The organism is Komarekiella delphini-convector SJRDD-AB1 (genome assembly GCF_014831675.1).
Taxonomy (GTDB): domain Bacteria; phylum Cyanobacteriota; class Cyanobacteriia; order Cyanobacteriales; family Nostocaceae; genus Komarekiella.
The window spans coordinates 1-1578 of sequence record NZ_VJXY01000164.1; the positions used below are offsets into that span (position 1 = coordinate 1).

Annotated in this window: 2 protein-coding genes; both read left to right on the top strand. The window is 43.7% G+C overall.

Annotated elements, in window-relative coordinates; all coding sequences use genetic code 11:
• The first annotated feature begins 111 nt into the window (after positions 1-111).
• On the top strand, positions 112-402 hold the full coding sequence (locus FNW02_RS38065; RefSeq protein ID WP_348535527.1) for a tyrosine-type recombinase/integrase: 291 nt from the start codon (positions 112-114) through the stop codon (positions 400-402).
• Between the two features lie 66 nt (positions 403-468).
• Positions 469-1446: a hypothetical protein gene (locus FNW02_RS38070; protein WP_225226335.1), complete on the top strand. Its 978-nt coding sequence runs from the start codon at positions 469-471 to the stop codon at positions 1444-1446.
• The last annotated feature ends 132 nt before the right edge of the window (positions 1447-1578 follow it).

Below are 1578 nucleotides of genomic sequence, written 5' to 3' on the forward strand. Positions count from 1 at the left end.
CAACCTAGATCACCAAAAGTGGACAAGACCCTTAATCCTGGCTGAAGCGTAATTATAGTTGCAAATAATCCTGGTTTGTAAATGTCTTGATTGCAGGTTTGAGCGATTAGTATTGCAGGTCGTTACAATTATCCTGCTAGTCCCTATATTTTCCAGCCGTCTCGACTTGGCCCATTGGCACATGATACGATCGCCGGCATTGTTGAGCGGGCTGGTAAATTAGCTGGTTTGCCTTTCCCTATTCATGCTCATATGCTGCGGCATGGAACAGGTTACTATCTGGCGAATCGAGGGATTGAAACCCGAACAATTCAGAGTTATTTGGGGCATAAAAATATTCAGCATACTGTTCGTTACACCGAACTTGCATCTACCAAGTTTCAAGGTCTTTGGGATGATTGATTTTTTAGGACCCTGCTTGTTGCCCATCTCCCCCGAAAAAAATCGCTCTCCTATATCTGTAACTACTTGCGGCAACAGTATCGCGTACCTGTTTGTCAGTATATTCCGGCTTTGGCAATTGATGAGTACGTAGTCCATGCTTTTTTTGAGGCTCTGTCAGCTGTAGAGCTAGATGCTTATCACAAAGCTATCAAAACCCAACAGCAATCTCAAGAAACAGTGGAACGGGCGCATTCTCAACAAATACAGCGTTTGCAGTATCAAGTAGCACTAGCCGAAAGACAATTTAATCAAGTTGACCCAGATAACCGATTGGTAGCTGCGGAACTTGAACTTCGTTGGGAAAACGCTTTACGCGAATTAAAGCTTGCTCAAGATTACTATGCTAAACATCAGCAGCCTCAAACGGTAGACCAGATCCCAAAAGAACTCAAAACGGCTTTCATTGCCATTGGGCAAAAGCTCCCTGAACTTTGGCACAGTGGTAACTTGACACAAGTCCAAAAAAAATCTCTGCTACGCTGTCTTATTGATAAGGTCGTTATTCATCGTGTTGTCCGTGATACAGTTCGGATTCGGATTATTTGGAAAGGTGGTGACTCTACTACTGTTGATCTGACTATTCCAGTTGGTTCATTTGCTGAAATGACGGGAGCGACTGAATTAGAAAATCGCATCATCGCTATGAGCCAACAAGGTATTGACGACCAAACTATTGCTCTGACCCTGACTAAACTTGGTTCTCGCTCACCACTGGGCAAAACTCTGTTGCCTAGTACGGTCAAAACTTTGCGGCTCAAACATCACATTTTTCACAATCGTAGCCAGTCTCATCCTCGCCGCATTTCTGGTTATCTGACAATTCCCCAAGTTGCTACAGCTTTGTCAGTTCCACCATACTGGATTTATGATCGTATTCATAAGGGCGCGATCGCTATTAGCAGAGACGAGGCAACAGGGCTTTATCTTTTCCCAGACTTACCTGAGACATTGAAGCAACTCCAAAAGCTCAAGGTTGAAGAAATCTGCAACTTACGTTTTTGATAGGAGGGTGGCCGCCGAGATACGGATACCGTTGGCGAAATATTGCTTAACAAAAAAACGCCAAGTTTGCCGCGTATTACATGGAGAGGAGAGTTATACTTTTCCGTGCAATACACGGAAAGAAAAAAATTA